The sequence below is a fragment of the Mycobacterium sp. E802 genome, from assembly GCF_001666875.1.
GTDB lineage: Bacteria > Actinomycetota > Actinomycetes > Mycobacteriales > Mycobacteriaceae > Mycobacterium.
Genome location: NZ_LZJD01000105.1, coordinates 41556 through 56923, shown reverse-complemented (window position 1 = coordinate 56923; position 15368 = coordinate 41556). Strand labels below are relative to the sequence as shown.

Genomic DNA, 15368 nt, shown 5'->3' with positions numbered 1-15368 from the left:
GACGAGCCGGCCGCTGCTGGCGAGGACGCGGTCGACGAAGGTGCTGACGAGTCGGCTGAAGCCGAAGCCGGCGGCGAGTCAGACGAGGCAGAGGACGAAGCCGCAGAGGCCGTCGAAGAACAGAACGCCGATGAGGGCGGAGAGCCCGCTGACGAAGCGGGCGAGCCCGAAGCCGAGGCCGACGCGGAAGCTGAGACCACGTCCGCTGCCGATGCAGGTGCTGACGGGTCGGCTGAAACCGACACCGAGGACGAGTCAGACACGTCAGAGGCTGACCCCGCGGAGAACGTTGAAGTGCCCTCCGAGGATGAATCGGTCGAGGCAGAAGCCGATTCCGTCGAGGAGGTCGAAGCCGACAATGCCGGTTCGATCGACGAAGCTGCTGACGAGTCTGTTGCCGATGGTGACGCGAATGTCATCGAGCCTGCCGTAGCAACGGACAACGACGACGAAGCCGAGCAGCCGACCGCCCAGGACACCACCGACGGGGACTCTGCTGCCGCCGAGTCGGTCGCTGAGTCGGACGATGTTGTCGGCGCTGAGGCGGCGGAGGACGAGAATCCCTCCCAAGCCCAAGCCCAAGCCCAAGCCCAAGCCCAAGCCGAGTCGGAATCTGATGCTGCCACTGCCCCGTCGACGTCGACGCAAGGGCTCGATCAGCTTTCCGGTGCGGAGCGGAAAGGCCGTCTTCGTCGCTGGTTGCGTCGAAAACGCTGAGCGGATCCCAAAGCAGCGTTTCCCGCCCGCACGCGTGGCGTCAGCGAACACCTGCCGACTTGCCCGACTGCAAGCGACTTTTCAGCGACAATCGCCGCATAGGCACCAGAGGCATCGTTGGTCACACGTCCAATGAATACTTGCGCCTCTCAAGCCTCATCAAGCTCACGTGTCACGAAAACTGACTTGTCCAGCTGCCAGCGACGGTGTCGCTAGCATGCGGACAATGGACAGATGATGCCCATGAGGCAGGTGGTGTAGGAGTGTCAAAATCGCCGAGCGACAATGGGTTAGATGAGGCGCATTGCCACTGTTGTGGCGTTTGTCGCTGAGAAGTCGCTGATAGGCGGGCACATCGGCTACTGCCCCGAAATTTGTGACTGATGTGACCTGAGTGAGTCGGTACGGCGCCAGGCGTCCTTACGGCTCAGCCCCGAAAGCGCTCATCGCACCGAATCGCGCACAACGAATCGGGGCAACGCGGCGTCCCCACACCTGAGACCCGCCCGAAGCTGGACGCAAGACGCCGGCTTCGCAGCTTTATTCCGTCGTCGGTCAGAATCGGGTCTCTGGCATCCTGGCTGTATGACTGATCCGTCCGAGTCCACGAACTCGTCGGACACCCCGTCGTCGGCAGATTTTCCGCCACCGCCGGGATATCCGTCGCCGCCCGGTTTCCCGCCGCCCGGGTATCCGCCATATGCGCCCGCCTACGGGGATCCGAGCGCGCCGTACGGTCGTCACCCGATCACCGGCGAGCCGTTCTCCGACAAGTCCAAGGTAATTGCCGGCTTGCTGCAGTTGCTCGGTCTGTTCGGTCTGGTCGGCATCGGACGCATTTACATCGGCCAGACCGGGTTCGGTGTCGCCCAGTTGATCGTGGGGCTGGTCACCTGCGGCATCGGCGCGTTCATCTGGGGAATCATCGATGCCGTCCTGATTCTGACCGACAAGGTGCGCGATCCACTCGGGCGCCCGTTGCGCGATGGAACCTAGCCGTCCTAGCGGAACGGCCGGCCGGTACGGGCTGTGGGCCGGAGGTGCATTGGGCGTCGGTGCACTGACCTACATCGGTATCGCCGACCCGCATCGTCCCGGATTTCTGTTTCCCGGTTGCGTGTTCAAAGCGCTCACCGGCTGGGATTGTCCGGCTTGTGGTGGCCTGCGGATGACGCATGACGTATTGCACGGCGACCTTGGTGCGGCCGTCGTCGACAACGTGTTCGCATTGGTCGGGCTGCCCATGCTGGCGGTGTGGCTGTTGATGCGATGGCGGCGGGGGGAAACCCTCTTTCCGGTGCCGGCGGTCGTGACGATCGCGGTGGCGCTGTTGGCCTGGACCGTGGTGCGAAACCTGCCGGGCTTCCCGTTGGTGCCGACGTTGAGCACTCCGTAGTAGCCGACCTGCGCTGATACACTGAAAATTCGGGCCGGTGCAGTCCCGGGACCAGGATGTTCCGGACGTGCGGAGGTGCGATCCAATGCTGTTTTCGGCATTGCCAGGTGCGCAGGGGCTCTATAACCCCGCCAATGAGGCCGATTCTTGCGGTGTGGCCATGATCACCGATATTCAAGGTCGCCGTTCCCATGCCATCGTGACCGATGGACTGACCGCCCTCGCGCATCTCGATCACCGCGGCGCCGCCGGGGCCGAACCGAACAGTGGTGATGGCGCCGGCATCTTGATGCAGCTGCCTGTCGAACTGTTGCGGGAGGTGGTCGATTTTGCGTTGCCTGAGCCGGCCGTCGATGGCAGCAACACCTTCGCCGCGGGTATCTGCTTCCTGCCGCAGGATGAGGACGCACGCCGTGCCGCCTGTGCGCGAATTGAGCAGTTGGCCACCGAGGAAGGCCTGGAGGTGCTGGGCTGGCGCACGGTCCCTGTCGACGCGGACGGCGCCCAGGTTGGTCTGACTGCGCTGGGTTGTATGCCGCACATGGCGCAGCTGTTCGTCGCGTCGCCGGAAGTCGAGGGCGTCCGAAGGAGCGGCATCGAACTCGACCGCTTGGTCTACCCGCTGCGCAAGCGGGCCGAGCAGGCCACGGGGCCGGACGCGGTCTACTTCGCCTCGTTGTCCAGCCGGACCATCGTGTACAAGGGCATGCTCACGACAATGCAGCTGCCGCAGTACTTTCCGGATCTGCGCGACGAGCGTTGTATGAGTGCCATTGCGATCGTTCACAGTCGGTTTTCCACCAACACTTTCCCGTCCTGGCCGTTGGCGCACCCGTTCCGGTTCGTCGCCCACAACGGAGAGATCAACACGGTCCGTGGCAACCGCAACCGAATGCATGCCCGCGAAGCGTTGCTTGCCAGCGCTCAGATCCCCGGTGATCTGAGCCGGTTGTCACCGATCTGCAGCCCGGGGGCCTCTGACTCCGCGTCGTTCGACGAGGTGCTCGAGCTTCTGCACCTCGGCGGGCGCAGCCTGCCCCACGCTGTGCTGATGATGATCCCCGAGGCCTGGGAGAACGCCACCACCATGGACGCGGCCGAGCGCGCGTTCTGGAAATTCCACGCCTCGTTGATGGAACCGTGGGACGGACCCGCCTGTGTGACCTTCACGGACGGCACCGTGGTCGGTGCGGTATTGGACCGCAACGGTTTACGGCCGGGCCGGTGGTGGCGCACGGTTGATGACCGCATCATCCTGGCCAGTGAGAGCGGTGTACTCGACGTGCCATCCGGCGACATCGTCGCCAAGGGGCGGCTGCAGCCCGGCAAGATGTTCCTGGTCGATACCGCCGCCGGCCGCATCGTCGGAGATGACGAGATCAAGGAACAATTGGCCGCGGCCGAACCCTACGGCGAGTGGCTGCACGCCGGCCTGCTGGATCTCGGCACGCTGCCCGAGCGGACCCGGTTCCAGCCGAACCACGACTCGGTGGTGCGTCGCCAGATCGCCTTCGGTTACACCGAAGAGGAACTGCGAATCCTGCTGACACCGATGGCCGCCTCGGGCGCCGAGCCGCTCGGTTCGATGGGTACCGATACTCCGGCGGCGGTGCTGTCCAAACGTTCGCGGTTGCTCTACGACTACTTCGTCGAACTGTTCGCCCAGGTGACCAACCCGCCGCTGGACGCCATCCGCGAGGAGGTGGTGACCTCCATGGCCCGGGTGATGGGCCCCGAGGAAAACCTGCTGGAACCCACGGCTGCGTCGTGTCGCCAGATCGTGCTTCGCCGGCCGGTTCTCGACAACGACGAATTGGGCAAGATTGTCCACATCAATGACGACGGCGAGCATCCGGGGCTGCGGACCACCGTGCTGCGGGCCCTCTACGATGTCGAGCGCGGTGGGGAAGGGCTGGCCGAAGCGGTTGACGATCTACGGCTGCGTGCCACCGAGGCGATCGCCAAAGGTGCCCGAACACTGGTGATCTCGGACCGGGACTCCGACCACACCCGAGCTCCGATCCCGTCGCTGCTGGCCGTGTCGGCGGTGCACCACCATCTGGTTCGGACCAAGGAGCGCACGAAGGTCGCGCTGGTGGTCGAAAGCGGTGATGCCCGCGAGGTCCATCACATCGCGATGCTCATCGGCTTCGGTGCCGCCGCGGTCAACCCGTACCTGGCGTTCGAGTCCATCGAGGATCTGATCCGCGAGGGCGAACTCACCGGAATCGAAACCGCCACCGCGGTGCGCAATTACGTGAACGCCCTCGGCAAGGGGGTGGTCAAGGTGATGAGCAAGATGGGCATCTCCACGGTCGCCTCCTACACCGCTGCCCAGGCGTTCGAGGCCATCGGCCTGAGCCATGACGTGATCGACGAATATTTCGCGGGCACCACCAGCCAACTCGGTGGCGTCGGGCTGGACACGCTGGCCGAAGAGGTCAAGATGCGGCATCGGCGGGCCTACCCCGAGAACCCCACCGAGCGGGTACACCGCCGTTTGGAGGTCGGTGGCGAGTACGCGTTCCGGAGGGAAGGCGAACTGCACCTGTTCACCCCGGAAGTGGTGTTCCTGCTTCAGCATTCGACGCGCACCGGGCGACGCGACATCTTCGCCAAATACTCCGAGGAGGTCGACAGGCTGTCCCGGGAAGGTGGCGCGCTGCGTGGCCTCTTCGAGTTCAAGAAAGGCCTGCGGCCTCCGGTACCGCTGGAGGAGGTCGAACCCGTCGAGGCCATCGTGTCCCGCTTCAACACCGGGGCGATGAGCTATGGCTCCATCTCGGCGGAGGCACACGAGACCATGGCCATCGCCATGAACAACCTCGGCGGCCGGTCCAACAGCGGCGAAGGGGGAGAGGACGCCGACCGGCTCTACGATCCGCGTCGACGCAGCGCCGTCAAACAGGTGGCCTCAGGCCGCTTCGGCGTCACGAGCGACTACCTCGTCAACGCAACCGATATCCAGATCAAGATGGCGCAAGGAGCCAAACCTGGTGAGGGCGGTCAGCTTCCGGGCTACAAGGTGTATCCGAACATCGCCAAAACCCGGCACTCCACCCCCGGGGTGGGCCTGATCTCACCGCCCCCGCATCACGACATCTACTCGATCGAGGATCTCGCTCAGCTGATCCACGATCTGAAGAACGCCAACACTGATGCCCGCATCCACGTCAAGTTGGTCAGCAGCGTCGGGGTCGGCACGGTCGCGGCCGGGGTGTCCAAGGCGCACGCCGACGTGGTGCTGATCTCGGGATACGACGGCGGCACCGGTGCCGCGCCCTTGACCTCACTCAAGCATGCCGGGGCGCCGTGGGAGATCGGCTTGGCCGACACCCAGCAGACGTTGGTGCTCAACGGGTTACGTGACCGGATCACCGTGCAGTGCGACGGCGGCCTGCGCACCGCTCGCGACGTCATGGTGGCCGCGTTGCTCGGTGCCGAGGAGTTCGGTTTCGCCACCGCACCGTTGGTGGTGTCGGGCTGCATCATGATGCGGGTCTGCCACCTCGACACCTGCCCGGTCGGGGTGGCCACCCAGAACCCGGAGTTGCGTGCGCGGTTCAACGGCAAGCCTGAGTTCGTGGAGAATTTCTTCACGTTCATCGCCGAGGACATTCGTCGCCACCTCGCGGCGCTTGGGTTCCGCAGCATCGACGAGGCCGTCGGCCACGCGGAGGTGCTCGACACCGAACCCGGTGTGGCGCACTGGAAGAGCCGCGGTCTGGACCTCAGCCCACTCTTCGCCGTGATGGCCGACGCCCACGGCAACATCACCCAGCGTCGCCGAGTCCGCGACCAGGACCACGGGCTGGATCAGGCCCTGGACCGCACCCTGATCCAACTGGCCGAGGGTGCGCTCGAAGACGCCCATCCGGTTCGCCTGGAGCTGCCGATCCGCAACGTCAACCGCACGGTCGGCACCTTGCTGGGCTCCGAGGTGACCCGGCGCTACGGTGCAGGTGGGTTGCCCGACAACACCATTCACGTCGCACTCACCGGCTCGGCCGGGCAGTCCATCGGCGCCTTCCTGCCGCCCGGTATCACGCTCGATCTGGTCGGTGACGCCAACGACTATGTGGGCAAGGGGCTCTCCGGTGGCCGGGTGATCGTGCGTCCGCCCGATGACGTGCTGTTCCTGCCCGAGGACAACGTCGTCGCCGGTAACACCCTGCTCTACGGCGCCACCTCCGGCGAGGTGTTTCTGCGGGGCCGGGTCGGCGAGCGGTTCTGCGCCCGCAACTCGGGTGCGTTGGCCGTCGTCGAAGGCGTCGGCGATCACGCGTGTGAGTACATGACCGGTGGCCGGGTGGTGATCCTGGGCAAAACCGGTCGCAACCTGGCTGCCGGAATGTCCGGCGGCATCGCCTACGTGCTCGGGCTCGACCCGGCCCGGGTGAACACCGAGATGGTGCAACTGCAGCAAATCGAAGCCGAGGATCTCACCTGGCTCCACGATGTGGTGTCCCGCCACGCCCGTCACACCGGCAGCACACTGGCGTCGTCCATCCTGGCCGACTGGCCAAGGCGCAGTGCCCAATTCACCAAAGTAATGCCCACCGACTACCAGCGAGTGTTGCAGGCGACCCGGACGGCCAAGGCCGAGGGACGCGATGTGGACAGCGCGATCATGGAGGCCAGCCGTGGCTGATCCGACCGGATTTCTTCGTGTGCCCAAGATCGAGGCGGCCAAGCGGCCGGTCGAGGAACGGGTGGGGGACTGGCGCGAGGTGTACGAGCGTGAAGATCCCAACGAGCGGGCCGGCGAAGTCTCGCAACAGGCACGTCGCTGTATGGACTGCGGTATCCCGTTCTGCCATTCCGGCAAGGCGGGCTGCCCGTTGGGCAACCTGATCCCGGAGTGGAACGATCTCGTGCGACGCGGTCGCTGGGATGCCGCCAGCGATCGACTCCACGCCACCAACAACTTTCCCGAGTTCACCGGACGGCTGTGCCCGGCGCCATGTGAGGCGGCCTGCGTGCTGTCGATCGCCGAGGACCAGACCGGCGGCAGCGTCACGATCAAGCGCATCGAACAGACCATCGCCGACCACGCCTGGTTGAACGGCAGCGTCGAACCGCAGCCGGCGGCGATCTCCACCGGGAAGAGTGTGGCGGTGGTCGGCTCGGGTCCGGCGGGTTTGGCTGCGGCACAACAACTCACCCGGGCCGGCCACGAGGTCACCGTTTACGAACGCGACAACCGCATCGGCGGTCTGCTGCGGTACGGCATCCCCGAGTACAAGCTCGAGAAGTCGGTCCTCAATCAGCGGCTGGCCCAGATGCGGGCCGAGGGCACCCGGTTTGTCACCGAATGCGAGGTGGGGGTCGACCTCACCGTCGAGCAGCTGCGTCAGCGCCACCAGGCGGTGGTTCTCGCCGTCGGTGCCCTGCGCGGACGTGACAACCCGGTGCCCGGGCGGGAACTCGACGGTGTGCATCTGGCCATGGAGCACTTGGTGCCGGCCAACCGGGAGTGCGAGGGCGACGGGATGTCACCGATCTCGGCAGCGGGCAAGCATGTGGTCATCATCGGCGGCGGTGACACCGGTGCCGACTGCTTGGGAACGGCGCACCGTCAGGGCGCGGCCTCGGTGACCCAGCTGGACTACAACGCCGAGCCGCCGGAGACCCGCGATGACACCCTGTCGCCGTGGCCGACGTGGCCGCTGGTGCTGCGTACCTCGCCGGCGCACGCCGAGGGCGGGGCCCGCCGATTCGAGGTGGCCGTGCAACGGTTCATCGGCGACGACAGCGGTCATGTGCGCGCCATCGAGATCGCCGAGGTCCGGGTGACCCGCAATGCCCTGGGGCGCCGCGAGATCACCCCGGTGGGCGAATCGCTGCAGATTCCGTGCGACCTGGCTTTGCTGGCCATCGGGTTCGAAGGAGTCGAGCACATGGCGCTGCTCGACGGGCTGAACCTGACGCTGAGCCCCCGGGGCACCGTGTCGTGCGGTTCGGACTGGCAGACCGACGCGCCGGGAGTCTTCGTCTGCGGCGACGCGCACCGCGGTGCCTCGTTGGTGGTGTGGGCCATTGCGGAGGGCCGCAGCGCGGCCCACGCGGTGGACGCTTACCTCATGGGCGAGTCGGATCTGCCCACGCCGGTTCGGCCCAACGCACTGCCTCTGTCAGTCGTCTGAATCGATCAACGACTATGCTGACATGACGTGAGCAGACGCGGAAAGATCGTTTGTACGCTTGGCCCGGCGACCAGCACGGATGACACCGTGCGGGCCCTGGTCGAGGCAGGCATGGACGTGGCCAGGCTGAATTTCAGCCATGGCGACTACACCGACCACGAGGCCGCCTACAAGCGCGTCCGTGCGGCATCGGATGCCACCGGCCACGCCGTCGGCGTCCTCGCGGATCTGCAGGGTCCCAAGATTCGGCTGGGTCGCTTTGCCGAGGGGCCGACGTACTGGGCCACCGGTGAAACCGTGCGGATCACCGTCGACGAGTGCGAAGGCAACCACGATCGGGTGTCGACCACCTACAAGCGGCTGGCCGAGGATGCCCGGGTCGGGGACCGGGTGCTGGTCGACGACGGCAACGTCGGCCTGGTGGTCGAGCAGATCGACGGCAACGACGTGGTCTGCACGGTCACCGAGGGCGGTCCGGTCAGCAACAACAAGGGCATGTCACTGCCCGGAATGAACGTGACGGCACCGGCGCTGTCGGAGAAGGATGTCGAGGATCTGGAGTTCGCGCTCCGTCTCGGTGTGGACCTGGTCGCGTTGTCGTTCGTGCGGTCACCGGCCGACATCGAACTCGTGCACGAGGTGATGGACCGGGTGGGCCGTCGCGTCCCGGTGATCGCGAAGTTGGAGAAGCCCGAGGCAGTCGAGAATCTCGAGGCGATCGTGCTGGCCTTCGATGCGATCATGGTGGCCCGTGGCGATCTCGGGGTCGAGCTGCCGCTGGAGGAAGTGCCGCTGGTCCAAAAGCGTGCCATCCAAATGGCAAGGGAGAACGCCAAACCCGTCATCGTCGCCACCCAGATGCTGGAGTCGATGATCGACAGTTCGCGTCCCACCCGCGCGGAAGCCTCCGACGTCGCCAACGCCGTCCTCGACGGGGCGGATGCGGTGATGCTGTCGGGGGAGACCTCGGTCGGCAAGTATCCGCTGGAGGCCGTCAAGACTATGGCCCGCATCATCAAGGCGGTCGAGGACAACTCGGTGAGTGTGCCGCCGTTGACTCACACTCCCCGTACGAAGCGCGGCGTGATCTCCTACGCGGCCCGCGACATCGGTGAGCGTCTCGACGCCAAGGCACTGGTGGCGTTCACCCAGTCCGGGGACACGGTGCGCCGCCTGGCCCGGTTGCACACCCCGCTTCCGGTGCTGGCCTTCACCGCACTGCCCGAGGTGCGCAGCCAGCTGGCCCTGACCTGGGGCACCGAGACGTTCATCGTGCCCCAGATGAGGGGCACCGACGACATGATCCGGCAGGTCGACAAGTCGCTGCTGGACCTCGGCCGCTACAAGCGCGGTGAACTCGTGGTCATCGTCGCGGGCGCTCCGCCGGGCACAGTAGGCTCCACGAATCTGATCCACGTGCACCGCATCGGCGAGGATGACGTGTAGCGGTCCGGAGGGGTCTTTATCCGTCGACGGCCGACATCTCGAAAGGGCTCCTGTGACACCTTCGGATTTCGAGGAGCTGCTGGCTGTTCTCGACCTCAACCGCATCGACGACGATCTGTTCATCGGCTCGCATCCGAGCAAGAACCCGGTCCGCACCTTCGGTGGGCAGATGGTCGCCCAGGCGTTCGTCGCCGGTGGCCGCACGTTGGAGCACAAGCTCGCGCCGAGCGCGCTGAACGCCCATTTCATCGCCGGCGGTGACCCGGAGAAGGATCTGGAATTCCACATCGTCCGGCTGCGTGACGAGCGCCGGTTCGCCAACCGCCGGGTGGATGTGATGCAGGACGGCAACCTGCTGACCACCGTGATGATCTCCTACATGAACGCCGGCCGCGGGTTGGAACACAGCGTCCCGGCGCCCGAGGTTCCGCATCCGGACACGCTGCCCAAGATCGACGAGCTGCTGCGCGGCTACGAGAAGACCGTGCCGCTGTTCGTCGAGGCGCTGCGGCCGATCGAATGGCGCTACACCAACGATCCCGCCTGGATCATGCGGGACAAGGGCGGCAAGCTCGACCACAACCGGGTCTGGCTCAAGACCGAAGGCGTCATGCCCAGCGATCCGGTGCTGCACGGCGCGGCGCTGGTGTATTCGTCGGACACCACGATCCTCGACCCGATCATCACCACCCACGGGTTGTCGTGGGGACACGACCGGATCTTCGCGGTGACGATGAACCACTCGGTGTGGTTTCACCGGCCGATCAAATTCGACGAATGGGTGTTGTACTCGACGACCTCGCCCGTGGCCGCAGAGTCTCGCGGTCTGAGCACGGGGCATTTCTTCGACGTGTCGGGGCGCCTGTTGGCGACGGTGGTGCAGGAGGGAATCGTCAAGTATTTTCCGGGCCCCGCCACGTCATGAGCGGGCTCAGCGGGTCGGGGTCGGCGTGACGCCGAAGGTGTCCTCGACCCGCCGCTCGAACTCGTCTTCGCACATCTGCTGGGCCTGGGTGTCCTCACCGGCCTGCTGCAGGCACTCGATGTAGTCGCTACCTCCGACCTCGTCGAACCATCGTTGCCCGAAGTACACCCAGATACCGACGAACACCAGCGACAGCACGCAGGCGATGGCGCCGAGAACGATTCCGGAGACGGCCACCCCGCTGTTGGTGGCTTCTCCGCGCCGGCAGCGGCCGCGACCGAGGAATCCGAGGATCACCGCGGTGATACCGAACATCAGACCACCGATGACCGACCACACCAGCACCAGGGCGATCACCGCGACGATGAGTGCGGCGATCCCGAGCCCGTTGGCCGGCCTCCGAGTCCCCGGTGGCGTCGGATAGGCGCCGTAGGGGACCGGGGACGGATAACCCGCGGGGTAGGGCCCCCGGGGCGCTCCGTACGGGTACGCCGGCGTCGGGGCCGGCCCACTGGGCGGTGGCTCGTCAGACCCGGGCGGGGTGGCTCGCTCGTCGGTCATGCCTGCGAGGCTACCTGCCGGCGGCGGTGCGCGGTGGTGGACAGTGGACGACGGGGCAGTCGAGCGTGGCCGGTAGGTGGTGGGTGGCGACGACGACGGTCCGCTCGGGCGCGAACCATGCACCCGGCGTGAGGATTTCGATGAGAATCCGCCGGCCGTCAGCCGCATCCAGGTTCTCGGTGGGCTCGTCGAGCAGTATGACCGGGAAATCCGAGATCAAGACCCGGGCCAGCAGCAGCCGGCGTCGTTGCCCGGCCGATAGGGCGGCGTGGCCGCCCTCGAGCACGGTTGACAGGCCACCGGGCAGGCCGGCCAGCCAATCGGCGAGGCCCACCTTCCCGATCGCGGACAGCAACTCGGAGTCGGGTATGTCACCGCGGACGACGAGGAGATTGTCCCGGACCGTGGTTTCGAAGATGTGCGCGTCCTCGGCGAAAAACGCTGCCCGACCGGGCGTCTCGTTCAGCTTCTCGGCCATCGACATCAACAGCGTGGTCTTCCCCGAACCGCTGGGCCCGATCACGGCCAACCGTCTTCCGGCGGGGAGTTCGACCTCGGGCGCCACCGGCCGACGGCGTACCCGGTCGTCGGTCGCAGTCAGCTCCAGCAGGCGCCTGGCCGCGATGCGTGACTTGGTGAGCCCGACGGCGGCATCGGGAAGCGCGGTAGTCGCCTCGAATGCCGACAACGGCAACAACATCAGGACGGCCAGGGTGGTGGGCGCGGTGGTGGTGGCCAGCGTGATACCTGCCACGACGGCGCCCAGCACACTGGCACCGATGGCGATGCTGGGCATGGCCGCGGCCAGCGCTGCGGGGGCGGCCGCGTGGTCGACGGCCGTGCCCCAGTTCCTGTGGTGGCGTTCCCACGTGCCGATCACCTGGTCCAGCCGCCCACTCACCCGCAGTTCGGGCGCGTGCTCCAGGGCCAGCATCGCCGCGGCGTCGCGGTCACTTCGGTGTTGCACGGCAACGGTTTCGGCGGCTGTCGCCGCCCGTGCGGTGATCGCCGGGGCCACCACGCCCGCTACCAGCAGACACAGCGCCAGTACCGCGGCGGCGCTCGGCGAGATGATCGCGATGACGACGACGGCCGCGGTGCTGAGCACACCGGCGACCACGATCGGCAGTACGGAGCGCACCAGGACGTCGGCCAGTTCGTCGACGGAACTGCCGACCCGGGCCACCAGTTCGCCACTGGGCAGCCGCATCGCCTGGTCGTCGGGGCCGTCGGCCAGCCGGCGGTACAGTCCCGTGCGGGCGTTCACCGCTGCCCGCAGCGCGGTGTCGTGTGCGGCCAGGCGCTGACAGTAACCGAGCACGCCCCGCGAGATGCCCAGGGCCCGCACCGCGACCACGGCCACCGAAAGGTCGAGGATCGGCGGCATCTGCCAGGCCCGGGTGATCAACCATGCCGAGACGCCGGCCAACGCCAATGCGCTGCCCAGCGACAGCACTCCGAGCACACTGGCCACGATCAGTCGGCTCAAACGGGGCTGCAGCAGGTCCAATGTCAGGCGCAGCAACGGATCACGACGGAACACGTGCACCACCGATCGTGATCACCTGGTCGCCGATGTTCAGTACCGGGTCCCGGTGACCGACCACCACAACGGTGGCGCCGGCCCGGGCGCGGGCGACGACGGCCTGTAAGACCCGCTGCTCGAGGGCCGCGTCGAGATGTGCCGTGGGTTCGTCGAGCAGCAGCACCTGCGCCGGTGACCCGAGGGCACGAGCCAAGCCGAGGCGTTGTCGTTGCCCGAGGGACAGACCGACGCCGGCCCGGCCGATCCTGGTGTCGAGCCCTTCGGACAGATCGGCGACGACACTGTCGAAACCAGCGTCGCGGCAGGCTCCCTCGAGATCGGCGACGGGGCCGAGCAATTCCAGGTTTTCCCGGACGGTACCCGGGATCAGCACGGGCCGGTGCGGCAGCCAGGCGACGGTGCGCCACCACGCCGAGAGGTCCAGGTCACCGACGGCCACCCCGTCGACCCGCACGGAGTCCACCCCGCGCTCGGTCAAGCCGAGAATCATTTGTAGCGCAGTGGATTTGCCCGCCCCGTTGGGTCCGGTCAACACCGTCACACGACCAGGTTCGATGGCCGGACCCTGAGCGCTCAATTCGATCGTCGGTGCGGAAGGTGACAGCTGAACGCCGCCTTCGGCCGGGATGTGCGCATCGCACAGCCGGAACGCCTGTTCGGCGGCTGTCTTCCCGTCTTGTGCGGCGTGAAATGCCGCGCCCACGCGGCGCAGGGGCCAGAAGACCTCGGGAGCCAGCAGTAGGGCGGTCAGTCCCGCGGTCAGTGTGACCTCACCGTAAACCAGTCGCACGCCGACGCTGACCGCCACCAGGGCGACTCCCAGGGTGGCCAGCAGTTCCAGCACGAGTGAGGACAGGAATGCGATGCGCAGGGTGGCCATCGCCGAACGTCGATGTGCAGCAGCCAGTTCGGTGATGCGCCGAACCGACCCAGCGGCCCGGTCGAGCGCGCGAAGCGTCGGGATACCGGCCACGAGGTCGAGTAACCGGCCCTGCATCGTGGCCATGGCGGTGAGCGCGGCCGCCGAACGGTCAGCGGTGACGAGCCCGATCAACACCATGAACAGCGGGATCAACGGTAGCGCGATGATCACGATCAGCGCCGCCTGCAGGTCGTAGCAGGCCATTACGAGCACGGCCACCGGGGTGAGCACCGCGGCCTGCACCACGGCGGGCAGATAGCCGGTGAAGTAGGGGCGTAGGCCGTCCAGGCCGTGGGTGACGACGGCGGCCGCACTGTCCCGGCGGGATGCCAATTGCCTTGGGGCAGAGGAGGTTACCGATCGCAACACCTGACCGGACAACTCGCCGATCACCGCGGTCGTGCCGCGTTGTGAGAGTCGCCCTTGGAGCCAGTGCGCGACAGCACGCACGATCCAGAGCGCGGACAGCACCACCAGGGCGCCACCATGGTGGGTGGCCGAGCCCGGCTCGACGATGATCCCGGCGACGATGTGGGCCAGCACCACGGCCGCCGCGATGGTGCTGGCGCTGATGGTCACGCCGCAGGCCACGGCCGCCAGCAGGTAGCGCCGCAACGTGCCGGTGGACCCCGCGGCGCCGCGGATGCCCAGTGCTCGCCAGAGGTTCAGACCGACCGCCGTGACAATCCGATGGAGGCCGGAATCCGATCCGCTGAGATGCGCTTGCGGAACACCCAGTACGTCCAGCCTTGGTACACCAGGACCAACGGCAGCAGCGTCAACGATGCCCAGCTCATGATCTTGAGGGTGTACGGCGTCGACGATCCGTTGTAGATGGTCACGCCCCAATCCGGGTTCAGCGTCGACGGCAACAGATGCGGGTACATCGAACCGAACAACAGGACCACGACGGCAGCCACCACCACCACGGTGGCCACGAACGCCCAACCCTCGCGCGATCGCGACCACATGAGCGCCACCGCGATCAGCAGCGCGACGACGGCGGTTCCCAGCGCCGCCCAGGTCCATGGTTTGCCGTGGGCGAGCTGCGTCCACAACCCGAAGCCGCCGGCCAGCAGGATCACCGGCAGAGTCAGGATCCTCGCGAACCGGAAGGCGTCGTCACGTACGGTTCCAGAGGTCTTCAGCGCGATGAAAACCGAACCGTAGAACGCGAACAACGACGCGGTGGCCAGGCCGCCGAGCAAGGTATAGGCGTTCAGCACGTCGCCGATCGAGGTATGAACGCGATGGTCGGCGTCAATCGGCAAGCCCTGCACCAGGATTGCGAAAGCAACGCCCCAGAGGATGGCCGGCAGCCACGATCCGACGGCGATGCCGAAGTCGGCCCAGTAACGCCACTTGGTGTCATCGACCTTGCCGCGCCACTCGATCCCCACGATCCGCAGGATCATCCCGAACAGAATCGCCAGCAGAGGCAGGTACAGCGCCGAGAACAAGGTGGCATACCAGTTGGGGAAGGCCGCGAACATGGCCGCGCCGGCGGTGATCAGCCACACCTCGTTGGCGTCCCACACCGGTCCGATCGTGTTCAGCACGGCGCGTCTACGGTTTTCCGGATCACCGTCGCCGGCACTGGCCAGCGGGGCCATCAGCATGCCAACGCCGAAGTCGAAGCCCTCCAGCACCACGAAGCCGAGGAACAGTACGGCGATGAGCAGGAACCAAAGTTCTTGCAGTCCCATCTG

General features: G+C 66.6%; 10 protein-coding genes and 1 pseudogene. 7 read left to right on the top strand and 4 right to left on the bottom strand.

Features of this window, described 5'->3' with window-relative positions; translation table 11 throughout:
- The 7 genes and pseudogenes from A5699_RS29615 to A5699_RS15700 form a co-directional block, all read left to right on the top strand.
- A pseudogene (locus A5699_RS29615) lies at positions 1–717 on the top strand (hypothetical protein); the annotation flags it as partial.
- 585 nt (positions 718–1302) lie between these two features.
- The gene (locus tag A5699_RS15725; protein WP_067770819.1) at positions 1303–1713 is read left to right on the top strand and encodes an NINE protein; all 411 of its coding nucleotides are present in this window, start codon (positions 1303–1305) and stop codon (positions 1711–1713) included.
- A complete protein-coding gene (locus A5699_RS15720) occupies positions 1703–2113 on the top strand; it encodes a DUF2752 domain-containing protein (protein ID WP_067770817.1) in 411 nt (136 codons plus the stop codon). Before A5699_RS15725 ends, A5699_RS15720 begins: the two co-directional genes overlap by 11 nt.
- An 85-nt stretch (positions 2114–2198) precedes the next feature.
- A complete protein-coding gene (gene gltB / locus A5699_RS15715; protein WP_067770816.1) occupies positions 2199–6764 on the top strand; it encodes a glutamate synthase large subunit in 4566 nt (1521 codons plus the stop codon).
- Positions 6757–8259, top strand: a complete 1503-nt coding sequence (locus A5699_RS29200) for a glutamate synthase subunit beta (RefSeq protein WP_067770814.1) — start codon at positions 6757–6759, stop codon at positions 8257–8259. Before gltB ends, A5699_RS29200 begins: the two co-directional genes overlap by 8 nt.
- 27 nt (positions 8260–8286) lie before the next feature.
- Entirely contained in the window at positions 8287–9705 is a 1419-nt protein-coding gene (pyk, locus tag A5699_RS29195; protein WP_067770813.1) for a pyruvate kinase, read from the top strand.
- 52 nt (positions 9706–9757) lie between these two features.
- Positions 9758–10630 carry an acyl-CoA thioesterase II gene (locus A5699_RS15700; RefSeq protein WP_067770812.1) on the top strand — a complete coding sequence of 291 codons (873 nt, stop codon included), beginning with the start codon at positions 9758–9760 and terminating at the stop codon, positions 10628–10630.
- Between the two features lie 6 nt (positions 10631–10636).
- Here A5699_RS15700 and A5699_RS15695 read toward each other — a convergent pair whose 3' ends face one another.
- The 4 genes from A5699_RS15695 to cydB are packed head-to-tail and all read right to left on the bottom strand — an operon-like array spanning position 10637 to position 15365.
- Positions 10637–11191, bottom strand: coding sequence for a DUF4190 domain-containing protein (locus tag A5699_RS15695; RefSeq protein ID WP_067770811.1), 555 nt, complete (start codon positions 11189–11191; stop codon positions 10637–10639).
- 10 nt (positions 11192–11201) lie between these two features.
- On the bottom strand, positions 11202–12734 hold the full coding sequence (locus A5699_RS15690; RefSeq protein WP_067770833.1) for an ATP-binding cassette domain-containing protein: 1533 nt from the start codon (positions 12732–12734) through the stop codon (positions 11202–11204).
- Positions 12721–14274 carry a thiol reductant ABC exporter subunit CydD gene (gene cydD, locus A5699_RS15685; RefSeq protein ID WP_067770809.1) on the bottom strand — a complete coding sequence of 518 codons (1554 nt, stop codon included), beginning with the start codon at positions 14272–14274 and terminating at the stop codon, positions 12721–12723. The genes A5699_RS15690 and cydD overlap by 14 nt, the downstream gene beginning before the upstream one ends.
- Before the next feature lie 50 nt (positions 14275–14324).
- Positions 14325–15365 carry a cytochrome d ubiquinol oxidase subunit II gene (cydB, locus tag A5699_RS15680; protein ID WP_067770807.1) on the bottom strand — a complete coding sequence of 347 codons (1041 nt, stop codon included), beginning with the start codon at positions 15363–15365 and terminating at the stop codon, positions 14325–14327.
- Positions 15366–15368 lie beyond the last annotated feature (3 nt).